Source organism: Streptomyces sp. NPDC057617, from assembly GCF_042800555.1.
In the GTDB taxonomy this organism is placed as follows: Bacteria; Actinomycetota; Actinomycetes; order Streptomycetales; family Streptomycetaceae; genus Streptomyces.
In genome coordinates, this window is the sequence record NZ_JBHVGV010000001.1 from 12129 (window position 1) to 36804 (window position 24676).

General features: G+C 68.9%; 14 protein-coding genes and 6 pseudogenes. 8 read left to right on the forward strand and 12 right to left on the reverse strand.

What is annotated here, in order from left to right:
- Window positions 1–20: 20 nt before the first annotated feature.
- From ACFU9P_RS00065 to ACFU9P_RS00075, 3 genes are read right to left on the reverse strand one after another with little or no spacing between them, the layout of a single operon-like run.
- Window positions 21–3443, reverse strand: a complete 3423-nt coding sequence (locus tag ACFU9P_RS00065; protein ID WP_384076452.1) for an SAV_2336 N-terminal domain-related protein — start codon at window positions 3441–3443, stop codon at window positions 21–23.
- Window positions 3444–3445: 2 nt separating this feature from the next.
- The gene (locus tag ACFU9P_RS00070) at window positions 3446–4396 is read right to left on the reverse strand and encodes an AAA family ATPase (protein ID WP_376380873.1); all 951 of its coding nucleotides are present in this window, start codon (window positions 4394–4396) and stop codon (window positions 3446–3448) included.
- Window positions 4396–6555, reverse strand: coding sequence for a trypsin-like peptidase domain-containing protein (locus ACFU9P_RS00075; protein ID WP_384076455.1), 2160 nt, complete (start codon window positions 6553–6555; stop codon window positions 4396–4398). Before ACFU9P_RS00075 ends, ACFU9P_RS00070 begins: the two co-directional genes overlap by 1 nt.
- A gap of 792 nt (window positions 6556–7347) precedes the next feature.
- Between ACFU9P_RS00075 and ACFU9P_RS00080 the strand changes: the two genes are divergently transcribed.
- From ACFU9P_RS00080 to ACFU9P_RS00095, 4 genes and pseudogenes are all read left to right on the forward strand, one after another.
- Window positions 7348–9519 (forward strand): tetratricopeptide repeat protein, encoded by a 2172-nt coding sequence (locus tag ACFU9P_RS00080; RefSeq protein WP_384076458.1) that lies wholly within the window; start codon window positions 7348–7350, stop codon window positions 9517–9519.
- Window positions 9520–9930: 411 nt separating this feature from the next.
- A pseudogene (locus ACFU9P_RS00085) lies at window positions 9931–10047 on the forward strand (IS5/IS1182 family transposase); the annotation flags it as partial.
- Window positions 10023–10408, forward strand: a pseudogene (locus ACFU9P_RS00090) (DNA alkylation repair protein); the annotation flags it as partial. The pseudogenes ACFU9P_RS00085 and ACFU9P_RS00090, both read left to right, overlap by 25 nt.
- A gap of 270 nt (window positions 10409–10678) precedes the next feature.
- Complete coding sequence (locus ACFU9P_RS00095) at window positions 10679–11308, forward strand: hypothetical protein (protein WP_384076460.1); 630 nt, start codon at window positions 10679–10681, stop codon at window positions 11306–11308.
- Window positions 11309–11365: 57 nt separating this feature from the next.
- Here ACFU9P_RS00095 and ACFU9P_RS00100 read toward each other — a convergent pair whose 3' ends face one another.
- From ACFU9P_RS00100 to ACFU9P_RS00110, 3 genes and pseudogenes are all read right to left on the reverse strand, one after another.
- Complete coding sequence (locus ACFU9P_RS00100) at window positions 11366–15184, reverse strand: DNRLRE domain-containing protein (RefSeq protein ID WP_384076463.1); 3819 nt, start codon at window positions 15182–15184, stop codon at window positions 11366–11368.
- A gap of 292 nt (window positions 15185–15476) precedes the next feature.
- Window positions 15477–15707 carry a hypothetical protein gene (locus tag ACFU9P_RS00105; RefSeq protein ID WP_384076466.1) on the reverse strand — a complete coding sequence of 77 codons (231 nt, stop codon included), beginning with the start codon at window positions 15705–15707 and terminating at the stop codon, window positions 15477–15479.
- A gap of 44 nt (window positions 15708–15751) precedes the next feature.
- Window positions 15752–16300: pseudogene (locus ACFU9P_RS00110) on the reverse strand (DUF317 domain-containing protein); the annotation flags it as partial.
- Between the two features lie 174 nt (window positions 16301–16474).
- On the opposite strand from ACFU9P_RS00110, the gene ACFU9P_RS00115 reads away from it, so the two are divergent.
- The 3 genes and pseudogenes from ACFU9P_RS00115 (at window position 16475) to ACFU9P_RS00125 (ending at window position 17810) form a co-directional block, all read left to right on the forward strand.
- Window positions 16475–16930: an SUKH-3 domain-containing protein gene (locus tag ACFU9P_RS00115; RefSeq protein ID WP_384076468.1), complete on the forward strand. Its 456-nt coding sequence runs from the start codon at window positions 16475–16477 to the stop codon at window positions 16928–16930.
- Window positions 16931–16942: 12 nt separating this feature from the next.
- Window positions 16943–17521, forward strand: a pseudogene (locus tag ACFU9P_RS00120) (transposase family protein).
- 67 nt (window positions 17522–17588) lie between these two features.
- Window positions 17589–17810: a hypothetical protein gene (locus ACFU9P_RS00125; RefSeq protein WP_384076471.1), complete on the forward strand. Its 222-nt coding sequence runs from the start codon at window positions 17589–17591 to the stop codon at window positions 17808–17810.
- Between the two features lie 26 nt (window positions 17811–17836).
- On the opposite strand, the pseudogene ACFU9P_RS00130 reads toward ACFU9P_RS00125, so the two are convergent.
- A pseudogene (locus ACFU9P_RS00130) lies at window positions 17837–18413 on the reverse strand (IS5 family transposase); the annotation flags it as partial.
- Between ACFU9P_RS00130 and ACFU9P_RS00135 the strand changes: the two are divergent.
- A pseudogene (locus ACFU9P_RS00135) lies at window positions 18333–18964 on the forward strand (chitinase); the annotation flags it as partial. The pseudogenes ACFU9P_RS00130 and ACFU9P_RS00135 sit on opposite strands and share 81 nt — an antisense overlap.
- Window positions 18965–19033: 69 nt before the next feature.
- Here ACFU9P_RS00135 and ACFU9P_RS00140 read toward each other — a convergent pair.
- From ACFU9P_RS00140 to ACFU9P_RS00160, 5 genes are all read right to left on the reverse strand, one after another.
- On the reverse strand, window positions 19034–20029 hold the full coding sequence (locus ACFU9P_RS00140) for a hypothetical protein (RefSeq protein ID WP_376380888.1): 996 nt from the start codon (window positions 20027–20029) through the stop codon (window positions 19034–19036).
- A 683-nt stretch (window positions 20030–20712) separates the two neighbouring features.
- Complete coding sequence (locus tag ACFU9P_RS00145; RefSeq protein WP_384077932.1) at window positions 20713–20850, reverse strand: hypothetical protein; 138 nt, start codon at window positions 20848–20850, stop codon at window positions 20713–20715.
- Window positions 20786–21148: a transposase gene (locus tag ACFU9P_RS00150; RefSeq protein WP_384076474.1), complete on the reverse strand. Its 363-nt coding sequence runs from the start codon at window positions 21146–21148 to the stop codon at window positions 20786–20788. Before ACFU9P_RS00150 ends, ACFU9P_RS00145 begins: the two co-directional genes overlap by 65 nt.
- A gap of 171 nt (window positions 21149–21319) precedes the next feature.
- Window positions 21320–22366, reverse strand: coding sequence for a hypothetical protein (locus tag ACFU9P_RS00155; RefSeq protein WP_384076477.1), 1047 nt, complete (start codon window positions 22364–22366; stop codon window positions 21320–21322).
- Between the two features lie 31 nt (window positions 22367–22397).
- Entirely contained in the window at window positions 22398–23948 is a 1551-nt protein-coding gene (locus ACFU9P_RS00160; protein WP_384076481.1) for a DNA/RNA non-specific endonuclease, read from the reverse strand.
- Window positions 23949–24676: the final 728 nt, after the last annotated feature.

Below are 24676 nucleotides of genomic sequence, written 5' to 3' on the forward strand. Positions count from 1 at the left end.
CGGAGCACCGTGACAGCACTCTAGCGGCTCTCCTCTGGGCCCATGTCGTCGGTGATCAGCAGGCCGAGGCGCAGGAACGCCCTCACCGTGCGGGTGCGGAGGAGTTTGAGGCCGGTGTGTTGGCGGCCGGCCAGTTCGAGGTCGTACGGTACAAACACGATGCCGCCCCCGTGACCACGCAGCAGCTCGCGGACCCCGCGCTCCGACAGCTCACCGCCCAGGCGGGTCACCACGATCACGGCGCGGTCGGCGAGGCCTTGGAAGCCCCGGTCACGCAGGCGGCCGAGCAGGGAGCGCGCCTCGTCGACCGTGCGGGTCGAGGTCGTACAGCAGACGACCAGCCGGTCGGCCGAGCGCAGCACCGTGTCGGCCGACTCGTCCACCCGTGGCGCGGCCCAGTCCGTGAGTACGAAAGGGTAGTGCCGCCCGGCCATGGTGAGGACCCGGCGGTACTCGTCGGCGTACGCGGGACTCGCCGCCCGGTGCGTGGCACTGTGCGTGAGGAGTTCGAGGCCCGACGCCACCGCGGTGGTGAAGCGCCGGATCTCGTCGTACGCCGAGTCCACCGGGAGGGTGGTGAGGTCGCGCAGCGTGGCCGGGTTCCGGCGCCGGAGCCGGTCCTGAAGCGTACCCCTGGCCGGGGCCCCGTCCAGCGCCAGGACGGGCTCCCCCCTGACCGCGGCCAGCACCGAGCCGAGGGTGAACGTGGTCGTGCCCCGTCCGCAGCTGGGCCCCGCCCCGACCACGGTGATGCGGCGGCTGAACGTCAGGGGCTCGCGCAGCCGGGTGAGCCGGAGACTGTGCTCGGCTCGCCCGGAGCCCCGCAGGAAAGCCCAACCCCCGAGCCGCTCCGCCGAGAACGCCGGGCGCGTGACGGACTCCGGGGAGGCATCGGAAACCGGCTCCCGGGGCACCAGGGGCAGCCGCTCCGCAGGCCCCTCGGCCCCGCCGCCCCTCCCGCCGGCCGCCTTCCCGTCCTGGCCCGCCATCGCCGCCGCAATCGACACATAGCGCGCCAGCACACCCGTCACCTCGCTGGCATGCGGCCGCCGCTCGGGATCCGGGTCCACACACCGCAGTACGAGTTCCCGCAGCGGCTTCCACATGTCGCCCCGCCACAGCTGCATGCCCCCCGCCTGCCCCGGCAGCACAGGCCGCTGGCTGCTGCTGATCGCACGCAGCAGCTCCCCCAGCGCCTTCACACTGTCCGCCGGGGTCGGCGCCGGGCCCGCGCCCCCGTACTCACCGTCCACCGCGCAGTCCGACAGCCCGCCCAACAGCACCGAACGCCCCAGGATGATCACCGAGTCGGACGGGATCTCCGCAGGCACCAGCCCCTGAAGATGGCAGAGGCTGAGCGCGCCGGCCAGGTGCCAGCCGAGCGTCAGGCTGGTCAGTACATCCATCGCCATGGGCCGGTCGACGGTGGTCGCGGCAAGTACATCACTGAGCCTGGGGGCGTCGGCCACGTCCCCCCGGCCGTCCCAGCCGACCGACACGAGCTGCATCGCAATCCACGGAGGCCGCTCCCCCAGCCCGGTCTCCAGCAGCGCCGGCGCATACCGGCCGTCCATCCGCCGCAGGGCCTCGGCCTCGGTGGCGAGCAACTGATCAGTGGAGGGCGGCAGTTCGGGGCGTACCACTCGCACCGCCGCCGGCGTGCCGTCGGCGGCCCGGCCCCGGTAGACGATGGTCCGCCGCCCGACGCGCCGCCCGCGCAGCTCGTACTGTCCCAGCCGTACCGGATCCTGCCGGGTCAGCGGGCTCCAGCTCTCGGCGGGCCGGGGCTCGTCCCGCTGCGGCTCCTCCTGCTGCGGTACGGACCCGAGCCCGTCGTCCGACACCCCGAACCGGGCCATCAGCCGCCGCTCGACAGCGGTGAAGGAGCGAAAGGCGGCGGGCAGGGTGTCCGCGCCGTCCGGATGGCTGAGCCAAGCCGGGAAGTCCGGTGAGCGGCCCGCGAGTTGCTCCAGCCTGTGGCCGATGCTGCGGCTCGTCCGTATCAGTTCGGACACGGGCACGGCGTCCAGCAGTGCGTTCTTGGTCTCTTCGGAGAAGTCGAAGATCCGGTGCTGGACCGGCAGCGGGCCCGGGACGGGCGCGGGCACCGGGCTGATCAGTCCGCCGAGGAAGACCTCCGCGAGCTGCGCGGTCCTCGCCTGCCACGGTACGGCCGACTGTACGAGCCGCATGACCGGTACGGAGGCGGGCGAGACGGCGGCGAGATGGGCGGCGAGCCGGTACGCCTCGGGGGACGCGGCGTCCCTGAAGTGCTGGAGGCTTCCGGTCTGGCCGGAGGCGGTGACGGGCGCGTGGCGCCGGGGGCGGGCCAGCAGCGGCAGCTCCACTGTCGCGCCAGGTGAGGCGATGAGCCGAGCCCAGTCCTCCACCGCGTAGGCGGTGGGCTCCAGCACCGGGACCGGTATGCCGGTGAACTCGACCACCGGCGCGGGCAGTACCGGGTCGGTGATCTCCCACGAGGTGTTGGCTGCGCCCGGCCTGCGGGTGGTGGCCCGCCAGCGGTCGGCCTGGATGCCGGAGCCGTCCCAGAGCGAGGGCGGCAGGGCGTGCACGACGGCCACCGGGCCGGTGGCCGCCCAGCCGAGCAGGGTGTCGTGCATGGCGCCATTGCGCCAGGCGGTGCCCATACCGTCGCTGAGAACCAGGATCAGGGTCTGGCCGGACGGATCGGTAAGGACCGACGGTGTCATCCGGGCCCCGCCGCCGGCGAACGGTCGGCCCCCGAACAGGGGCGCGTCGGCGCTTCGGGTGTCCAGACCGAAGAAGTGGATGGATCGGAAGGCGCCGAGCCGCTGCATCATCGTGCGCAGTTCGGCGGCGAGCCGATGGTGCAGCAGCATGGACAGGCCGTCGTCCACCAGGATCACCAGATTGAGCCAGCGCTCGCGCCGGGGCCGCATCACGACGTCCGGCAGGCCGGTCTCGGCGAGGACCGACGCGGTCGCCTCCTCGTCGAGTTCCTGCCGCCAGCGGCTGGGCCGTTTCTGTTTCAGCGGGCGCAGGGCCCGGCCCACCGACAGCTCGTCGGTGAACGCCTTGATCTCCGGTACGCGCAGCGGCAGAGCCGAGGTGTCGCGCCGCCCCGGCGCCGGCTGCGGCACCGGCCCCCGGCCCGGCGCGGGGGCGGGCCGGGCCGCCGCGTACAGCTCGGGGGCCGCGCGGTCGGCCTGCTCCGACTCCCGTGGCGGCGGGGCGTCCGGCGCGTCCGTACCGGTCTCGTCCGGCGGGGCGGGCTCCGTCACCCGGTCCTGAACCTGCGGCGCTCCATCGGTCCTGGCCCGCGCGAGGGGCAGATGCGGGGCACCGGCGGGCAGCCGTCCGGCCAGCCACAGCACGTCGAGCAGCTCGCCCGCGTCGTGGTCCAGGCCCGCGCCGGCCAGGACCCGCAGGACCTTGCCGAGCCGTTCCTCCGCCCCGGACACGGTCAGACGGTCCCGGTCAGCTGGTGCAGCACCGCGTTCAGCAGGCCGTCGGCGTCCAGGTCGACGCCTCCCGCCCGCAGGAACACGGCGTTCAGGAGCTGGTCCGTCGCGAGTTCGCCCGGCGCCCGGCGGCGCAGGAAGGCCTGCATCAGATCGTCCACCTCCAGGAGCGCACCCTCCCCGAGATGCGCGGTGACGATCGCGCGGAGCTGGGCCTCGTCGGGCACCGGAAGATCCAGTCTGATGCAGCGCCGCAGAAAGGCGGGCGGGAAATCCCGCTCGCCATTGCTGGTGATGACGACGACCGGGAACTCGGTGCAGTGGACCCGCCCCCGCTCCACCGGTACGGGCGTGTCGCCGTCGGCGGTGAGAACCTCGACGACGGACATCTCCTGCGGCAGCCGAATGAGTTCGGGAATCTCGAAGACCCCCTCCTCGAACACCGTCAGCAGATCGTTGGGCAGATCCACATCGCCCTTGTCCATCTCGTCGACGAGCAGCGCCCGGGGTGTGCCGCGCGGCACCAGCGCCGTACCGAGCGGGCCCAGGCGGATAAAACTGCCGATCGAGGGCTCGCTCTCGCCGCGGTCCCTGCTGAGGGTCGTCTCGCGCAGCCGGCCGATGGCGTCGTACTGGTAGAGCGCGTCCTGCACGCCCGAGCGGCTGTTGACGGGCCAGCGCAGCAGCATGCCCAGGTTCAGTTCATGAGCGACGGCCCTCGCCAGTGACGACTTTCCGGTCCCTGCGGGCCCGGTCACCAGCAGCGGCCTGCGCAGATGGAGCGCGGCATTGACAACGTCGGCGTGCTGCCCGGAGATGAGATACGGCAGCGGCTCGGGCGCCGCCCCGGCCGTCTTGAACCGCCGCCACGGCGGGGCCGGCGGCATCGTGACCGTACGCCGGATGCCGTCGCCGCGGAAGATCCGCCAGCCGTCGTCCTGTGCGGTGCTCATCAGTTCTCCCGGGGCTCGGACAGCAGCAGTTGGGGCACGGTACGGTCCGCGTCCGCCCATGCCAGCACGGGGCGGCCGGGATAGTCGGCGGGGCGCCGCAGTGTCTTGGCACGGTACGACCGGACGCCTTCGGGTAGTTGACGAGTCGTCACCTCCGATATGTGGTCGACGGCGTGGGAACGCGGTCCCGCCCCCCGGTCCCAGACCACCACCGGCACCCCCACCGCCAGACACACCTGCACGATCTCGTCCCGGAGGCGAGGGGGAACATCCACAGCGACACGGACGGCGTCCATCCGGTCCATCAGCGCGCCGTAGATCTCGCGGGGCCCCGCGGCCTCGTCGGAGAACCGCAAGGACATGCCTGTATCGAGCTGGCGCCACCGGCGGCGCCAGTCGGGCAGGAAACGCTCATTGCGACGCAGAAGCTCCGGACAGTTCACCACCAACGGATACTCGGCCCCGATCACCCCCGGAACCACGTCCTCAGGTCCGAAGCTCTCCCACTCGTCGATCGGCAGGTTCAGCCCGGCGCGGTCTACCAGCGCCTCCACCAGGGGTCTTCGGTCGTCGGGAGCGGCCCGGTAGAACGACTCCAGCACCCGCAGCAGTTCCTGCGCCGCCTCCGAACCGCTGTACGTGACGTCGCCGTCCGTCGAGACCTGACGCGGCCCGGCACCCTCGTCACACCACACCCGCAGCCGGAAACGGTTCCCCGCACCCCGCGTCACATGGACCAGAACACGCGGCGGAGCACTCCGTTCCGTCAGAGTCTGTATCCATTCCTCGGCATCCGAACGCCGTTCACGGAGCGCGGACCGAGGAATACCCAGCCTCTGGGCGACCCCGTCACTCCACAGCCGCAGTCCGGCCCGCTGCGCCGGCGAGCACAGCGCGGCCAGATACTCCACGACGCGCAGCAATCCAGGTACACGCGGTCCCGTCTGCTCGGTACGGCTGTCACCTGGCAGCCGCTCCAGATGATCGAGAAGCCCGCCGCCCCCGGTGTCGGGATCGGCCTCCGCCGGGAAGGCCGCGGCCAGCGGCAGCGCGGCCCGGACGGCTTCGGGCAGCCGCGCCATCAGCGGCCCCGGGACCGCGCCGAGCAGGGAGTGCAGGTTGCGGTGCTCACGATGCGACAGGAGATGCGGTACGGAGGACAGCCGGCCGGCCGCGAGCAACTGACGGACCGCACGGGCTTCGTGCCGCAATGCCTCGGTGAGTGTGGCCAGAGCGCGCGGTTCGGTCACGAGGAGGCGCGCGAACTCCTCCGGGCCGGGCGCGGACCCGTCGTCCCGGTACCCGAGTCCGCACAGGCGGGCCAACGATACGGCGCGCTCGGCCCGCAGGGTGGACGGCATGAACTGCTCGATGAGTTCGGTCAGCAGCGGCAGCGCGGGATCGTCGGTGGCGGCCCCGGCCCCGTCGAACAGCCGGCCCGCACCGACCGCGCGCAGTTCGCTCTCGACACGCTGCCAGGGAATGCACCAGCTCCGGCGCGCAAGATGCTGCGAGGAGTACGGCCGGGGACGCCCGGTGACAGGATCGGCGGGCGGCATGATGTGCGCGGCGACGATACCGACGACAGCGTTGTGGGCAGCCGCCCACAACGGGCCGCCGCTGTACGCGGGGCCGATGGCCATCCCGGTGGGGAGCCCGTCGACGTATCCGAACACCTCGTCGCAGGACCCGACGGTGACATCGGCGAACGAGCTACGCAGACCCGTGCTGTGCCAGGCCCGGAGCGACTGTCCCTCGGCCATGGGCCGCCACTGCGGCGGCTCGGGACTTCCGCCGGGCTCCGGGTCGAAGCGGACGACGGCAAGGTCACCGAGCCACTCCTGGTCCACCCCTTCGCGTACGCCGGGGGATCCGTCGAGGCGGCGGGGCGGCACCCAGTACACGGTCCGGCCCTCGTACCCGCTGGTGCCCACGGGGTCGTGGACGGCTATGGACACGGTCGCGCGGCCCGGCGCCCGACTGTCGAAAGGGCCTCGGCCCAGGGCATCGTTGACCACATGAGCGCAGGTCAGCAGCGTGCCGGGGGCGAGCAGTACTCCCGCTCCCGCGGCCTTCCCGCCACGGGAGCGCAGCACGGAGACCACGCAGTACCGGGGATCAGCGGTAGCCGACGGCGCCGCACTGCGGAACCAGCTCACGCGTCAGTCCCTACGGGCAGGCTCGGCGGCGAAGACGGCCGGAGGCAGGGCGGGAACAGTCAGCCCCTGATAGGTGGACACCCCCACCATTGTGCCGATCACCGCACCGCGCGGGTACGGTTGCACCGAATCCACCCCAAGCCGCAGCCTCCGTTCCGCTTTCCCGCCCGGCCCCGTCCCCATACCTCCTGAACGTCCAACTCACCCAGGACTGTGCTCCAACCACGACGGTCCCCACCGCGCCAGGAACCCCAACAGAACACTTCGTCCCGAACCTCCCGCCCCGAACGGGCCACGAGCCGCCAGGCTTGCCGTCGGGACGGCCGTCGATCCAGGAGAGGCCACCGATGCCGTTGTCCGCTGCCCAGGATGCCGGTGCAGGCGTGCAGGAGCAGATCGTGATCCTCGCCCTCGCGCCGGGGCACGCCCTGCTTCCGCGACGGGGGGCGTCGCGCCCGCGGCCTGCACATCGCCTTCAGCGACCTCGAGTTCGCTGACACGATGAGTCCTGGAGCCACCCGCTCATTGGGGCCTCGACAGGTCGGCGGGGCCGTGGAACCGTTCGCTCTACGGATGCGCTGAGTCGTCGGGACAGGCAGTGCTCCCAGGGGGTCAGGCGTGCGGCGCAGTCAAGCGGTGCGGACACGTGCCGGAGCGGGTGCCGCCATTGCCGGACTGGGGGCTTTGGTCGCGGTGTTGCTGGGGACCGTTGCCGAGCGCGCGGGTGCGGTGGCACCGGAATGGGCCGACCGGCCCTGGGTGGTCTGGACAGTGTTCGGTGTACTCAGCGTCTTGAGTGCGGGTCTGGCCACCGCGAGCCGCCGGCTGGACGGACCGGCCGAGGACGGCGGCAGCCTGGTATCCGGTGCCCGGCCCGGTTCGCTGCACCCGCCGCACGTGGTCCTTGACCGAGTGCGCGGCCGCGACCGGGAACTCGCCCGCCTCATGGCTCTGCTCAAAAAGCCCGACGGCCGGTTCGCTGTGGTGTGCGCGGCGGGAGGCATGGGCAAGACAACGCTCGCGGCAGCACTTGCCGAGTACGCCCGCCGCGACGGATACGCGGTGTTCTGGATTCGCTGGCGCGGCCCGGAAACCCTCTCGGACGACTTCGTCCAGACGGCCGTCGGCTGCGGCCTGTTGCGCAGCGCGGTCAGCGCCGCGCAATCCGGCAGCGACAACCTGCCCGATGCCGTGTGGCGGCAACTCGCCAGAACGAAGAAATGGTTGCTGGTTGTTGACAACGCCGATGAAGCCGAACAATTCAGCCCGGAGGGCGAGCGTGTCGCCGACTACCGCGGCTGGATCCGTCCCTACGGGCGCGGCCTGTTCGTGGTCACCAGCCGGGACACGTCGTCCGCCACCTGGGGACCCGCCGCGGAACTGATACGGCTTGAGCCGCTTCGAGCGGCGGCGGGCGGCAGAGTCCTGCTGGACAGTGCACCCGATGGCGGCACACCGGTTGAGGCTGAAGCTCTGGCTTCCCGGCTCGGTGGGCTGCCCCTCGCCTTGCAGGCAGCCGGACGCTATATGACGGGATCCACCAGCAGACACCGTGACTTCGCCGCGTATCAAATCGCGCTGGAAGAGGAGTTGACCGCGTTGGTAGGAGCTGACGACCCGCGTTCCGCGGATCCGAACGTGGCCAGGTCCACCGTCCGGCGCACCTGGGAGGTCTCACTCGATCAACTCGACCGCGAAGGCGTACCACTGGCCCGTCCGCTGCTACGCCAACTGGCGTTGTTCGCAGAGGCACCAGTGCCCCTGGCCGTCATCACACCGGAACTGCTGACGACGGCAGTCCGTCGGCCCGTCGGCCAGGCCGCCCTGGACCAGGCCCTGGCCGGCCTCGAACGCTACGGCTTGCTCGGCGTACCGGCGGAACAACCGCACGTGCCCGGAACCGGGCCTCGCGCAGGGGGCAGTGTCACCCTCCACCCGCTGGTCCGCGAGATCACCGCACTGACTCTGACCACCGATGAACCGGACCGTCTCCACGACTACGAGCAAGCAACGGTCAACGCCCTGCGCGGTGAGGTGACGACTCTCCGGACCGTCGGAATGGCGGGCTGGACCGCCGCACGGTTGCTCGCCCCGCACGTACCTCTTCTGCTCAACCACCCGGGTCTCGTCCCGTCCGAGGACGCCTGCGCCGCCCTCAACACACTGGCGGATGTGCTGGGCGACGCGGGAAGCTATGCCCTCCAGCTCAGTCTGCGGCAGGCCGTACTCGACCACCGCGTCGAGTTGCTCGGCGACCATCATCCAGACACCTTCACCGCCCGCAACCACTTCGCCAACAGCCTCCACTGCCTTGGCGGGTATGAACGGTCCGAAGGGATCCACCGGCAGAATCTCGCCGATCGGATGCGGGTGCTGGGAGCGGATCATCCCGATACGCTCACGAGCCGCAACAATGTCGCATACGTCCTGCAACTCCGCGGTCAGTACGCCGAGGCCGCCACCCTGCACGCCCAGGTACTCGCAGACCGCACCAGACTCCTGGGCGTCGATCACCTCCTGACCCTGGCCAGCCGCGACAATCTGGCCAAGTCATTCGACCAACTCGGTGACCACACCGCGGCGGCCACGCTCCACACCCAGAACATCGCCGAATGCACCCGCGTACTGGGCCCCGATCACCGCCTCACCCTCACCAGCCGCGACAACCTCGCCGTCACGGTCAACCATCGCGGCGATCCGACCCGCGCCGCAGAGCTGCACCGGGCAGTGCTCGCAGCTCGCACCCGCATCCTCGGCCCGGACCATCCGCACACCTTGACCAGCGGGAGCAATCTCGCGGACGACCTGCACCGGCTGGGAAGACATGCTGACGCCGCCGAGTTACTGGAGCAGACCCTCGCCGGTCGCGTGCGCGTCCTGGGCGCCGATCACCCGGACTCCCCGAACACCCGCTCGCAACTGGCTCTCTGCCGGTCCGAGACCGGACGGCGGCAGCAGCGCTAAGGGCTGTCCCGCATCTGTGGTTGCGGACAGCCACAGCCTCGTCATGTGTTCGGGTTCTTCCACGATGCCGGTCGTCCAGGGTCCCGAACCGCACGTCGCCGCGTCCAAGGTCGACGAGAACGGACCAGCAGTCCAACAGGTGCTCTCTCACATCACGCGAGGCGAGGTACCGCACAGAGTTGTAAGGCGCGATCAGCAGCCCGTTGCTCTCACGGACTCGCTCCGTGTCGATGGCAAGAGACGGCTCGTCATCGCGCCGGCTGCTCGCGAGAAACGCCACCGCGAGCTGCAGGGCTTCGTCCTGCTCCATCATTGGTCTCCAGTCCATCGGCTCGACAAAGGCGCCCTAACCACCCTGCGCTGATCTTCGCGTGGCTGGTGTGATCACTGCGCCGGAGCCGCCCTGGGAAGTTACGGCAGCTCACCCCCCTGTTCGGCATCTCGAAGTCCACGGCTGACCGCATCGTCCGCCGCCTCGGGCCGTCGTTCGCGCTGCAGAAGCCCGGCCGAAGGCGTTCGCAGGTGACGAACTGGACGTCATGTTGCGCGAGGCACGCTCCCCCAAGGTGCACGACTGGCTCGTGAACTGCGTGGTGAAGAGAACCCTCACTCCGACGAGCTGCGCCGGGTCTGGTCCGCCGATCCGGCCCCAGTGGTCGCGAGTGCCGGCTGGGCGCCAACCACCGAACGCGTGGCGAAAAAGCCTGAGGGCCTCGACCTCGCGGGACTGCTCGACGTCATCGAGGCGGAGATGAAAGATGCCCCGGATCGCCCGCCGTGGGCGATGAACCACTGCCTGGTCCAGATCGGGATCGAGGACGCCGAGCACCGCGCCCTTGCAATCGCCATCAGTGAGCGCCGCACCTCTCCGTTCGCGCCCGCGCTCGTGCCACTACTCCCTCAGTACGCGGCACCCGATACGAACCAGCCGTACGGGGTCCCACTCGGCCACCGGTGGAGAGCACGCCGGGCCTGCCCGAGTCGACAAGCCCGGAGCAGGTCCGTGCCTATCGGCGGTCCGGGAACCCCGTCGAGGTGGTGGTGATCGCCGAGGCTGAGGCCGCGTTGGAACTGAGCACGCTGGACCGGTACCTGGAGCAGGGTCCCCAGGTTCACCTCGATCGGCACCCCAGTCCGAACGACTCAGTAGGTTGGCGGAATGAGCGATCAATGGAATGTGGAGACGGCCTGGCGCCGCCTCACCGACTGGCTGAAGGCGAATGCCCCAGTCTCCTACGCCTCCCTGCTGCCGCCCGCCCCGGAGCAGGCCATTGAGGCTGCCGACGCCCAGCTGAGGCATCACCTCAACTTCGGTCTTCCCGCCGAACTGGCCGAACTCTGGCGGCTGTGCGGCGGCGTGGAACACCAGTACATCGAGGCCAATGAGGAAGAGGGCGAGGTCGGCTCGGGGGCGTTCCTGCCCGGCGGAATCCTGCTCGGCCCGGCGGATGCGCTCAGGCCGCGGCTGCCCGAGATCGGCCGTGGCGACGGGTGGGGCGCCTCAGTGGTTCCGTGGCTGACCGGCGACGAAGCGGGCCCCGAGTCCGGGCACTATGTGGGCGCGGACGGCGTCGGCCACTGGTCGCTGCCGGACAACCTGGCCTGCGACAAGCCCGGCTATCCGTCGATCTCCGCCTATCTCGAAGCTGTGCACCGCACGCTCACCGAAGGGCCGGCCGATGCCATGGGCCCGGATGTGCCCGGCCTGGTGTGGGGCTGCCTGATCTGGGACGACCCCGAGGCGCCTCTGCTGGACGATGCGCTGGAGCACTGGCGCCCCGTCCACTGACCCGTGCCCACGCCCGGGGCCCGCCTGGCTGACGGGCCCCGGGCAGAGGCGCAGCGGCTACGGCTTCTTCATCTCGCAGATGAGGTTCGCCGTACCGGTGTTGCAGTCCTTGAACCACAGCTGACCGGGATTGACGGCGAACGCGTCGCCGTCGATGACCCGCATCTGCGCCAGGAACTCGTTGCCGTATTTGTTCATCGCGCCTTGGTTGACGTACCCGGACATCGAAGAACGGCCGCACTTCTCGCTGAATGTCGGTGCGTCGTAGCGGGTGTCGTCCAGGAGGTGTTCACTGCCGTCGTCGGCCTTCGCCGCTACGGTCTGGATGCACTCGCCACCCCCAGCCGTGCCGGCCGGGTTCTTCCCGCCGGCGGAAGCGGGCAGGCCGACGGTCTCGTATGCCGAGGCGAACGGCACCTCGTCACAGTTCACCTTGTCCGGACTCGGCAGAGGGATCTGCGGGCGGAACTCCGGGTGCAGGAATGTCTTGGGATGAGGCACGAATCCCTTGGTCGGAACGTACCCGTCGGTTCGGTTGCCCCCGTAGTAGCCGCAGACCCGGCTGCGGATCTTCTTCTTCGTCCAGGTGGAGTTCACCCGGCCGTTGTCCGCGTCGGGGCGGTAGTGCATCGGCTTGGCGATGGTCCCCAGGTCCTTGACCCCGGACTTGTTCTGAACCATCCACAGGTGAGCCGCGGCTGCCGGGTAGCGGGCAGCATCCATCTGGTACTCGGGAACGTACTGCGTCAGCACACATCCCGGCGCGCCGTAGGAATCGACCTTGTCGCAGCGCACGTCGATACCGGGCGAGCGGCTGCTGCCGCCGTCGATTTCGTCGTCCTTGCCTTCGAGCGGCACGTATTCGCTCTCCGGGTTGAAGATGAACCAGACCGGCAGTTTCCTGGACAAGCCGGCGTCGGAGGGGCCGACGCCGTCGGTGGAGCCGTCCCACTTGTGCGAGGCGGTACCGGTGGCCATGTGGGAGTCGACCGGTGTGCTTTCGCCGCCGCCCTTCCAACTGAGGTCGCCGTAGAAGTCGAAGTTCCGCACATCCCTGCTGTCAGTGGCGCCTTCGCACGCACCGCTGAAGCACATCGAGTCGATGTGGGCGATGGGGTTGCCGTCGCCGAACAGTACGGATCTGTCGTGCCCGGGGAAGTCGTTGTAGACCGGGTTCAGCTGGATCCACGTCTTGATCGTCCCGTCGTGCCGGTCGGTCTTGACCTGGAAGGCGATCTCGAACCTGGCATGGCGTTCTTCGATCTTGACGCCGTTGAGGTAGTACTCCTTCATGTAGTTCAGGTCATAGAAGACGCAGGCTTCGTTACGGGTGATCAGTGACTTCTGCGCCTCCCCGTACAGCGACGGCTGGCACCAGGAGCCGGTGACGATCGGATCGGGGTAGGACGGGGCCATCATCTTGTTCTGCTCGGCCAGTTCCTTCGCGGCCTTACGGGTTCCTTCGAGCGACCGCTCGTCCTTCGGAGTGATGGTGATCGTCTCACCGCCCTTGCTCACGGTGCGCGACGAGCTGCCCTGCTTCCAGTCGGCGATGCGCTGCGGGGCGTTGAGGTACGCGGCGACGTCGGAGTTCAGGTCCGGCTGCGGCAGCTTGATGTCGATCTTCTGGGCGCGGTTGTAATCCCGGTTCCCAGCGGTGAACCCGTAGTCCTTGATCGGGCCCACGTTGCCTGCCCGGTCCACGGTACGCGTCTGCGTCACGTGGTTGCCGTCGGCGGCCGGGGTCGCGGTGTAGGAGGCTTCAGGCGCTGCGGCCTTGGCCGTCGGCGTGGTGGTGCGTACCGATGCCCAGCCGTTGTCCTCGGCGTCGTCCTCGTACGGGTCGAAGCGGTACTGCACCTCGTACGGGGAGGCGTCGCCGGTCGTGACGTCGAACCGGCCCTCGATTCCGGCGCCACCGCCGCCCCAGTTCTCCGGGTAGGTGCTTGACGTGATGGACGTCGGCTCCGCCGGCGCGGTGGTGTCGACGACGAACTGGGTCCATGGGGACCAGCTGAGGTTGTAGTGGGTGCCGTCGTAGGCATTGGTGCGGAACTTGTAGGTCCTGCCGTCCCGGAGTTGTCCGGCCGGCACGGTGACGGAGGCGGGCTTCCCGGAGTCGACGAAGTCCGACACGATCAGGCCCTCACCGGCCGGGGTGGTGATGGGGGTGTTGGTGGCGGCGTCGTAGACCTGGAAGGTTCCGTTGATCTTGTCGCCGTCAGGGTCGGTGAAGGTGTCCCGCAGGATCGGGGTGGTGGTGTTGACCGCCCAGACGCCCGCGTACTGCCGGAACGGCGCACCGGCCTGCCGGTTCGTGCCGTCGGAGGGGCGGTAGTTGTAGGTGACGGACAGCTTGGGCTGGTTGGCCGTGTTGTTCGCGGAGTTGACCCGCTTCCACGCCTTGACGTCATCGGTGGCGGCGCGCAGGCCCATGTGGCCGCGGGTGGCCTTGGCGGACGCCCAGGTCTGGACGAGGGTGTCGACGTCGGCGTTGATCCAGCCGTCGGGCTGGGTGGCGGCGCAGTCGGGATTGCCCTTGGTCTCGGTGGAGGAGTGGTACTGCTGGTTCCAGGTGGGCTGGGAGGTCCAGCGTGAGGCGGTGGAGGGGGCGCTGGTGTCCCAGACGGTCCAGGACTGGTTGGTGCAGTCGGTGTTGCCGGAGTGGAAGTTCCACAGGGCCAGGTTGGTGTCGACGATCAGCGCTTCCTGGATCGGCGTGGTGTTCCAGGTGATGAAGGAACGGGCTGTGCGGAAGGTGCCGTCGGCGTTCTTGGTGCCGGGGTTGCCGAAGTCGAGTTCGGTGTCGGCCGACCAGTCGACGGTCTCGCCTTGCTGGACGTAGGTGTCGAAGGTGTTCGCCAGCGCTGAGGTCGAGGGGTCGACGGTGACCGGGTAGACGGTCTTCGGGTCGGCGAGGAACGCCGCGTCCGGGGTGACGACGAGTTCGATCAGGCCCTGGCCCTTGTCGACGACCTTCATCCCGACCCGGGCCCGGTTCTCGTGTTTCCCGGACAGCTTGTCGACCGACGCGTCCCACATCACCGGGGCGGGCATGGTGGCCCGTGCGTCGCCGGTCCTCGCATCGGCGAAGGTTACCGAACCGTCCTTGTTGGCCCTGGCCTTGAGGCCCTTGGCCTTGACCGGGAGGGTGTACGAGTAGCCGTCGGCGGCGGGCCGTTCGCGTACCTCGACGAACTGCTCGAAGCCGGTGCGGGTCGCCTCGACGATGACATCCGCGCCGGGGACGGCCTCGCGGTAGCGGGCCGTCGTGCCGTCGATGGCGGGGGCGGGCAGTCCGCCCTTCCACTGCAGGGTCACGCTCTCGTCGCCCTGGCCGAGAGTGACGAGGTCGCGCGGGGTGGCGTCCTTCGCGGCGAGCAGTGACTGAGCCTTCGTGCCGCCCTTGCCGCCGAGGCGCAGGCCCTTGGGGTGGTTCTTCGCCTGGACGCTGCCGTCCGCGCCGCGGGCGAGGGTGACATCGACCTTCTGCCATTTCCCGCCGCGCCAGACACGTTCGGGGCCGGAGGTGAGCTCCGTGGTCAGCGTGCCGTCGGGGTTGGCGACGGTGTACGTCGTCTCAGTCGTCTCGTCGGTGACGACGACCTTCTTGCCGGTCTTCTCCGCTTCAAGGATCGCCCACGCCTTGGATCCCTCGGCGTGCCGGGCGGCCCAGGCCATGTCGGAGGCGAAGATCTCCTCCTCGGACGGCTGGTAGCTCTGGAGCAGGGCTTCCTCGGGCTGGGGAGTCGCCGCCACGGCCGTGCCGCCGGCGACGAAGACGGCCTCGGCGAACAACAGCAGCGCTGCCGCGGCCGCCGTACGGGACATCCGTCTGCGCCGTCCCGCCCCGGAGAACTGTGTGTCAGGAGACACGAAGTGTTGCCTTCCTCTTGGGAATTCAAACATGTGTGCTGGTTGCACAGTTGAAGGACGATATGCGCGTCAATTGGTTCGCAGTAGTGCATTTCTGGTCGTGCGGAGGCTTCGGACTGCGAAGGCCGCGATGGCGTTGATCCTGCGGAGGTACGGCCTCCCAAACTTCGGATTGGTCACACCTCGGCGTAGGGCGACGGACGTGAGCGGCCGCTCGCCGGTCGCCGATTCGCGAACATTCCCCGAGTGAACCGTGAATGTCCGACGAACCAACGGCAAACCCCTGTGCATCTCAAGTAGTTGCGCCGAGTGGTGAGTTGTGGCTGGAAGCAAGCCACGAGGGGGTGCTCGTCACCAGCCCGCTTGGCGACCGGCAGGACTCGCCGGTGATGGTGGACATGGCGCGCGTGGCGGGTCCGAGGAGTGACGCGGTGAGCAGGAGGCCGACCAGGACCAGGCAGGCGCCCCACGCGAGCATCCGGGAGAGAACGGAGCCGTGGGCCGCCGCAGCCTGGGTCATCACCAGTGGCACGGCCGAGAGCGCCGGCCCGCTTCGTCAGTACTGCTGAGGCTGATGTGCGAGGCGGAGGTCGGGTCCATCGCTTCCGCGTGCAGCTGGTCGATGTCCCGGAACCAGCCGTGCGCGGTCACCGCGTCGAGGACCAGATCGGGGCCGCCGAGCGGGACACCCGGCTGATCGCGAGCGTCGAGCATGACGAGGAGGTCGACGAGGACCTCCCCGGGACATCGGGGGTGAAGTAAGCGGACCACTGCGCGAGGGGGCTGCTCGTGTCCGCGCGAGCGGAGACCTGCCAGGCGATAGGCAGCTCCCCCCAGGTGGAACGGCTCGTCCGCCAGAACCCATTGGGCCCAGCGGAGAGTGTCAGGGCTGATGTGCAGAACAGTACTGCGCAGGACCTGGCGGTCCTCCGGCGCCTCGCCCGGCTCATGCCGTCCACGGACGATCGTCAGGCTCGTCCAGCCAAGGCCGGCGAGCGTGTCGGCGACTGCGTCGTAGAGGCGTCCGTCGTCACCGGCCAGGTGCCGGGGACCGACCCGGTAGGCGGACTGGGTACCGTGCGGAGTGGACGGGTCGAGCGGAAACTCGGAGTACAGGGGCGCCTCCCAAAGGCCAAGCGCCGTCCCGTAAACGATCTCGCGCCTTCCGTGACCAGTAGCCCTGTCTGCTGGTCGGGATGTGCGGCAAACTCAGAGCTGCATGCGCGGTCGAGGAGAAGGGGAGGGCGCATAGAACGCAGCAGTGAGTCGATGATGTGTTGCGGTCCGTCGGTGCTGGAGGCGCTTGGCGTTGCTGGGTGGACAGCAGGTCGCAAGATCGCCACCGCGGGCTGGACACAGCAGCTGACAGGCACGGGGTTCGAGCTCAACGACATGGCGCTCGGGATCTGGGCCGAGTTCGGCGAGCTGACCATCAAGAGTTCCCCGGTCCGGGTCCCCGGCTCGTCACTGCACATAGACCCCGTGGACGCCTGCATCGACACCGCCGAGGAAGCATCCACGCTGGGGCGTCGATACGCGGAGAACTACAGCCCTCTGGGTATGTGGTCGGTCCAGTTCAGGTCGTATATCGGGGCAAGCGGGCGCGTCGTCGCCGTGGGGCCGAACGTCCTCTGGCACCTGGGTTCAACCTTCTTGGAGGCGTTGGCCTACGTGGTGGACGGCAACGGCGGCGTCAATCGCGCAGAACAAGCAGACTGGCTTGCCAACTGCCGCTCCGGCGGGTGAGACGGTCTCGCGATGGCTGGTGTGATCACGGCGTCGAAGCTGTCTTGGACAGCCCTGTTCACCGGGCTGAGCCCGCGTCAGTTGAGGAAGCTGGTCACTGCGCTGCGGTGCGAGGGTGCGGATCCGGTACGCAAGGGCCGACCGTGGGGCCTGCTGGAGGACCGAGTGCTACTGGTCGCCGTCTACTGGCGGACGAATCTGACTGTGCGCCAACTGGCGCCGCTGTCCGGGGTGTCCAAGTCTACGGCCGACCGCATCATCGGCCTCCTCGGAACCCTCGCTTGCCCTCCAGCAAGGAAAGCGGTTCCGCAAGGACACCGTGCTGATTGTCGACGGCACCCTGGTCCCCATCCGCGACTACCAGGTCGCCGAGCAGTCGAAGAACTACCGGTACTCCACTGACCACCAGATCGGCCTGGAAAGAAGAGCACAGCACTTTCCACCGCACGATCCGCGCCCGCGTCGAGCACGCCTTCGCCCGCATGAAGACCTGGAGGATCCTCCGCGACTGCCGCCTCAACGGCCACGGAGTCCACCACACCATGCTCGGCATCGCCCGCCCGCCCGCACAACCTCACCCTCGCAGGGTGACGAAGAAACGGGCAGGTCAACGAGCACGTCGTAGATCATTTACGGGACAGCCCTTAGGGTCGGTGGCATGACGGACAACACTGTGGATCCAGCGACGATCACTCCGGAGATGGCTGTTCAGATTCGCACGTGGCGAGTCGACGAGGAGTTCTCCTGGCGTGCTGTGGCTCAAGCCGCGTCCGACCTGTGGGGCTCCGGGTGGGGCAGCAACCAGCTCTTCGGCGCAGACCTCTGTGTAGCCGCGGCGAAGGTGCTGGGTGAAGACCCGCACCAGGAACCGTGGAATTGACGCCCGCTGGGTGGTGCCCCCTCGGATCAGTGGGCGGACCAGATGAAAATGCCTGCGATGTGGAGTCCGGCTCGGAAGACGGTGGCGGTCTTCTCGTAGCGGGTTGCCAGGCCGCGCCAATTCTTCAGGCGGTTGATGCAGCGTTCGACGGTGTTGCGTCGCATGTATGCCTCGCGGTCGAACGCCGGTGGACGTCCGCCTCGGCAGCCCTTGTGCCTGCGGTTGGCGACCTGATCGGCGCGCTGTGGAATCACCGCCCAGATCCCCCGCCCGCACAGGTGTTCACGGATAGCCCGGGATGGGTAAGGCCCGGTCCGCCAGGACAACGAGAGGCCGGGTTCGCGGCCGACCAACCGCCCTGGGTATGCGCAGAGCGGCCATGACGTGCTCGAACGCGGGTGCATCATTCGCCTGGCCGGGCGTGAGGCAAGAGCACAGCGGTCCGCAATGGCTGTCCGCGGCAAGGCGAATCTTCGTGGTCAGCCCGCCGCGGGAGCGTCCGATCGCATGGTGACTGGGCTCGGCGGGCGGGGCCCCTTTTTTGCGGGCCCGGCCGCGTTCAGGACGATGTGCCCGAACCGGAACTCCTTCTACACCTACCGCGGTCTGAGCGACGCCCTGGGTGCGTACCCGAAGTTTGCCGCCAGCGGTGACCACACCACCCACAAGCGCGAAGCGGCAGCTTTCCTCGCCAACGTCAGCCCATGAGACGGTCGGGCTCAGGAACATCGTCGAGCAGAACACCAGCAACTACCCGTACTACTGCGACTCTTCGCAGCCCTACGGCTGCCCGGCCGGACAGTCCGCGTACTACGGGCGCGGACCGCTGCAACTGAGCTGGAACTTCAACTACAAGGCCGCCGGCGACGCCCTCGGCATCGACCCGCTGCACGACCCCTGACAGGCGGAGAAGAACCCGGTCACCGCCTGGAAGACCGGGCTCTGGTTCTGAACACCCAGTCGGCGCCGGAAGGACGCCCCCGCACGACGCCATGGTCAACGACAAAAGCTTCGGCGAGACCATCCGCAGCATCAACGGAGCCCTGGAGTGCGGCGGTAGGAACCCTGGCGAGCGCGACGACCGGATCAACCTGTACAAGAAGTTCGTCGGCGTCCTCGGCACCGACGTCGGCGGCGGCAATATCTCCTGCTGAGAAGCTGACCGGCGCGCGGTGCGAAGCCGAGCGCACCGGCTTCCCACTCCTTCCGTATCGTGGAGCATCCTAGGAGAGCACCCATTGCGGCGGGTGTGCGGGGTTGGCTGGGCAGGTGAAAACGTGCAGGTCCCGGTCCCGGCCGAAGCTGAGCCGAGTGGGCCGGGCAACGGACGGACCGCCCTGGATCGATGCTTTCCCCCGCAAGGACGGGTTGCGGTCCTCCAGCGGCACCCAGCTGTGCGAGTCGGCGTCCGTCTCGTAGCCCTCGGCCGTCAGCAGCAGCCGCATCGGGACCGCGCAGGACGCGCAGTCGATGGCCATCGGGCCGGTCGACGCCCAACTGGGGAAGCCACCCACCCGCCATCCGGGCGGAATCGAAAGGTCGGCCTGGTAGCTGAGGGCGCCGGGGCCGTGTTCCGCCGCCCGGGCGTCGTCCCAGGCATCGATGAGCGCGATCAGCGGACCGGGCAGGGTGTCGCCCTCCGCCCAGGGATACGTATCCACTTCTTCGGGATGCAGGACACAGGGCTCGGGAAGTTCATCCTCCCATCGCAGCAGCGGCACCTCGGGCGGGGCGGCGACAAAACGTTCCGCGCACTCGGTCTCCGCGGCCTTTCTCCACCGCAGGCGGTAGCGGCGCTCCAGGTACGGGCCGTGGGTGAACGGGCAGCGGAAGAACTGAACCAGGTCCGCACCGTCGGGCCCGGCAGCCAGGCCCGGGATGTCCCGGCGGAAGAACTGGGCGAGCCCCACGAACGGTACCGGTCCGTCCTCCCCAGGCGTTCCGGTGCTGGGCCACGGCCGGCTCCGCGGCCGTTCGCCCGCAGCCCGGGCCCCGCGGATCTCGTCCGGCACATACCCCTCGGTCTCGCGCCGGTGAGGCTCGTGGCAGACCGGCCACGGCTCGCCGTCCGGCCACAGCATCGGCCCGCCGACATGGCTGTCGCGCATACCGGGCCGCCCCGGCCTGGGGTGCAGCCGGGTCGTCCGGCCCCGGTGAGCGGCCAGCTCCGGGAAAACGGCTTCCACGGACACTGGTCTGGCCGGCGTGGTCCTGGTCATGCGCAGACCGTACGCGGCAGGAACGACACCAGGCGAACGGATTGCCTCGTTCTCCTCCGTATTCCCGACGGCTCGCCCGCGCAGAGCTACGATCGCTCGTTGCCGTCCCCGCAAACGAAATACTCGTCGTACGCCAGGCGGTGCCCCACGTCGTCTATCGGTGGATCCGCGCGCACGGCGCACCTGACGCGCCGCGCTCGGAGCGATCGCGTACAGACGGCCGCGGGCCCCGGTGCCATGCCCGTCCATGTACCCGCCAGCGCCGGTCTCCGTCGGCCCCTTTCCCTTCACGCTCAGCCCCATCGACCCTTGCTTCACCGTCGTATCCGCCTGCGCCGGAGAGACCGCCACAGCCTGAAGGACCGCTACGGCGGCCGCACAGATCAGTTCCTCTTGCCCGCCCAACACCACCCGGATCAGACGCCGTTACGGCCCTGCTCGGAGAATCACCCGCCGGTGTCCTCCGCCCCTCTGGCATCCAGGCTCGCTTCAGTACGGGCCGGCAGGGCGGCATCGAACCCGCGTTCTTCGAGCTGGCCGCCGTCGGCACCCCGGAGTCGCCGCCTGTGCTCGCCGACGGCACGGTCCGGGACTGGTACCGCAATTGCGGTACCAGGGCGTGTATCGACCACAGGATCACCGCCTCCGAACTTGCCGGCAGTCGCTCGTAGTCGCGGGCAAGGTCAGGAGCGGGTGAGCCAGGCGAAGGTCCACCCGACGATCCACCGCTCGGGCAGGACGACGAAGTCTTTCTGGCTATCGCTGCGGCGGATGACTGTCAGCATCAGGCTCATGGCGGTCACGCACCGGCCCAGCAGCATGCCGGTGTATCCGCTGTCGCCCGCACGCGCCTGAGCCGGTGATGCCGTGCACCGTCTTCCATGGCGGGTAATCCGCAGGCGGCGCAGGCCACTTCACACCGTTGTCCACCATGTACGGGATCGTGTCGAGCATGTCCCGGTGGCAGTACTCCTCCGGCCGGCCACCCCGGCCCTCCCCCACGCCGGCTTCGGGATCATCTCGCGGACGGCGGCCCGCTCCGCGCCTGTCATGTCGGTCGGATTGCAGTGCCCTCCGGGCGGATTGTCCCTCTGCGCTACCGAAAGGCCCTGCCTTCATGCCCCTGCCCGGCCACAATCACCTGAACAGCACACCCATACGGAACCCCCGGCCCCACACTCGGTTTCGAGAAGCCCTCTCAGCTCAGACTGCCGCCCCCGACCAGCGAGAACACCCCGACCGAACCTCACCGGACAGACGCTGACCGGCGACTTTCAAGATGACGCATCCTCACTGGATCAGCTCGATGTGCGGATGATCCGGGGACGCCGGGCAGATGTGGAGTTGCAGGTCATAGCCTCGGGCGAGGTCGATCATGGTGAAGTTCGCCGGAGGAGTACCGGGGAGGAGCGGCGTGGGGTTCGCCTGGTCCTCTTCGGGGACCCAGCTCTCGGTGGCGTCATCCCATTCGGTGGTGGCGATCGTCAGCAGCGGGACCGCCTCGGTGCTGCATGCGGAGCAGATCCGGGGCATGGGATCGGTGAGGCCCCAACGGCTCCAGCCACCGGCCTTCCAGCCGGGGGAAATGGACAACATGTCCATGTAGAGCTCCTCCGGGGCGACCTCATAGGAGCTGTCCAGCGCAGATCCGGCCGCCTGCCACCTGCTCCAGTCGCCCAGTTGCTCCTGCAGCTCCTTGCTCAGCTCCAGATAGCTGGGGTACTCGGTGGCCTGCTCCGGTGTGAGCGGACACGGCTCCGGCAGATAGGTGGGGAACTGGATCGCGGGCGGCTCGGGCGGTGCGTCGAGTACGTCCGTTACGGTCGCGGCGGACCGCCAGAACAGTGCGGTCCTTGGGTGCGCCGGGTGGTCGAAGGGGCACCAGAGCACCTGAAGCAGATCGGCTTCGGACTGGCCGGGCGGGCGCAGCAGGGGGATATCACGTGCGTACAGCTGGGCGACGGGCAGCATGGCGATCGGGCCCTCGGGCCACGGGCGGCCGGCCATGATCCGCTTCTCGGTCGCCAGCTCCTCGGGCGTGGCCCAGGGCCCCTGAGGATCGCGGCGCCGCCGACTTTCCGATTCCGCCCGGTTACGACGCCACAGCCGTACGTCCTCCGGCGAAAGGGCCACGTTCACCCCGTCCCACACGTGTGGTCCTTCGCAGTGCGGCCACGGCTCGTCGGCGGGCCACAGCAGCGGCCCACCGACGGAGCTGTCGTGCGGTGACAGCGACCCGGGGCGGGGATGCAGCCGGGTCGCCGTGCGTGCCAGGGGGGCCAGTTGAGGGAAGAGCGCGGTGACGTCGAACGGCCGCGGCGGGGTGGTGCGACTCATTCTGGCTCCCGTGGGCACGAACTGGCTGAGATCAGTTTCCGAGGTTGAGCAGCCCAGTGTTTTCCTGGGTGTTGGGTACGTAGACGTTGGGGAACAGCTGCTCCGTCGTTCCGTTCGCCCGTTCGATGCTAGCGCTCATCGTGACTCCCACCGGAATCGTGCTGGTGGCATCCCGGAAGACGGGCGTCACCTGGTAGAAGATCGCGTCGTTCGGCCCGAAGGAGTCCAGTGCCACCGTCCTCTGAGCCTCGAACTCGTAGGTCCGCATGCTGGGCGTACCGGTGTTCATCCCCACCTGCCAGCAGGGGACGAGGTTGTTCTGTCCGCCGTCCCGAATCCTGCCCGGTCCGCCGAGGATGTTCGCGATCAGGTGACACCGGGCCTGCCCGACTATGGGCGGGTTCGCTTGGGCGAACAACTGCGCGTCCCGCCAGCCGGTGATGTCTCCCGTGGCTTCTTTGCCCTTGCCGAGCGTCTTCCCCAGGCAGGCCTGCGCCATGGTCGGCCGGGTGCCGGCCGGGCCGAGCGGGTTGGTGGTCTTGTTGACGTGGGCGACCGGTTCGGTGGTGTTCTTGATCCACCCGTCGCCGGAGGGAAGCGCACCGGCCGGCGGGCTCGCCAGGCAGGAGGCCTGCGGGACAGCGGCCGGCGTCGTGAACTCCACCTTGAACTGCTCGGCGTCGATCACCCGCTGGTTCTCGAAGCCCTCGGTGAGCTTCTCGTCGGCGAACTGCTTGTCGGCGGCCGGGACATGGGCACGCACACAGGGCGCGGCGGGATCCAGATCCCGACTGTCGCCAAGGATGTAGGTGTCCCATCCACCACTGCTGGCATTGGGGATCACCTCGACGCACCGAGCGCCGTCGGTTCCTCCTTCCCGGGCCTCGGCGAAGGGGAACTCACCACAGGTGTCGGTCTCGACGAGTTCCGTCAGTGCCTCGAAAGGCTCCGAACCGCCGCTTCCGCAGGTGCGTCCCGTACGGTCGGCCGTTCCGCTCTTCTCCCTGGTCAGCGGCTTGTTCCGCCCCCAGCTGTCGGTGAGGTTCTGCTGCGCCCACTGATAGGCGGCCACCGCGCCACCCGGGTCCGAGCCCTGCGTGTCCATCGGCACGACGGCCATGACCGTGGGGATGACGCAGCCCGGCGACGGAGTGCCTGTGCTGGTGGTGTCTCGGACGGCGTCGTCGCATCGGATCTTGCGGGGGTTGTCCCACGAGGCGTTCGGATCGACGGCCGTGGCACCCGGGGAGGTCACGTACATCTTGTACGAGGTGGTGAACTCCACACCGGTGTTGGCGGCGGGGGTCGAGGAGTAGATGACGGAGCCGCTGACGGACTGGCCCGTGGTCAGGTCACCGCCGTACCAGGGCGCGGTCTTCGTCGTTGTGCAGCCGGCCGTGCAGGAGGCGCGGAACTTGGCGTTGAGGGCGGTGACACCGCCGCTCGCACTCGTCATCTTCACGGTGATCTGCTCGTTCCAGCCTGTGCCCTTCGCCGGAAGGGTCGCACTGGCCGAGACCTCCAGGGTGCCCCGTCCCATCTCCTTGCCGTTGCTGTCACGCAGGATGTAGAGGACGTTCACCCCCGTCACGCAATACTCGAAGCGCTTATAGGTGTAGGCGCCGGGGTTGGTTATGTCGCAGCTGCCTGCGTCGCCTTCGTCAGCGAGGTCTGACCGTGATATGCGCCCGTTTTCGGTAAGCGCTTGACCGCCGACTGACTTCATGGGAACAGAACTCACTCTGACACAGGATTCGGTGGCGCCTGCCCTGCGTTCTTTCGAGCCCACGCGCGTGTGCTCGCAGCGCTCCCCTGAAGCCTTCGAAAGGGGCGAGGACTCAGCAGGACCACTGGACGAGCCGGCCGTGTCGAGCCTGACTGTCTGGCGAAGAGACGCTTTCTGCGCTTGATCTGCCGAACTCATACCGGTCGTGGCAATTCCCAGTGCCACGACAGTCAACAGCGACAAAACGATTCGGCGAGTACGCCCGGCTCGCATGGCTGATCTCATCGAAATCCTTTCATGAGTGCACATCACGGATTGGCTCGATCCCCGGCCCGCGCGAAGCATCAATCAGCGTTCAGTCCGGGATGGATGTGTCGTTCTTCGCCGCGGGCGGAGAGGCGGGAAATGCGGCGGTCGGGGGCCGGGCCGGCGTAGGCGGCGAGATGGCCGGAGGCGGCGAAGGCGCCGACGTCACCGGTATCGATGAGGATGCGCCTACTGGTCCTGACGCCTGTTACCCGCAGCCACGTCAGGAGCTTGGAAAGAGGGTGGGGCTCCGGCGGGGTGGCGATCGGCAGGAGTGG